The sequence below is a fragment of the Streptomyces sp. 7R007 genome, assembly GCF_054850255.1.
Genome location: NZ_JBTWMV010000184.1, coordinates 1 through 349, shown reverse-complemented (window position 1 = coordinate 349; position 349 = coordinate 1). Strand labels below are relative to the sequence as shown.

Genomic DNA, 349 nt, shown 5'->3' with positions numbered 1-349 from the left:
GTAGTGCGCGTCGATCTCCTTGCGCACCCGCTTGAGGAACTCGTGCGTTGCCGGAAGGTTTTCGCAGTTGGTGCCCTCCTGCTGGTACAGGTAGGGCACCGCGTCCAGGCGGAAGCCGTCGATGCCCAGGTCCAGCCAGAAGCGCAGCGCGGAGATCATCTCCTCCTGCACGGCCGGGTTCTCGTAGTTGAGGTCCGGCTGGTGGGAGAAGAAGCGGTGCCAGAAGTACTGCTTGCGCACCGGGTCGAAGGTCCAGTTGGACGCCTCGGTGTCGACGAAGATGATGCGGGCGTCGGGGAACTGCTTGTCGTCGTCGGCCCACACGTAGTAGTCGCCGTAGGGGCCGTCT

Annotated in this window: 1 protein-coding gene; it reads right to left on the bottom strand. The window is 64.2% G+C overall.

The window, feature by feature from the left end:
* Positions 1–349: alpha-amylase family glycosyl hydrolase (locus tag ACYF6T_RS44710; RefSeq protein WP_461703729.1), on the bottom strand; the 349-nt coding region annotated here is incomplete at both ends.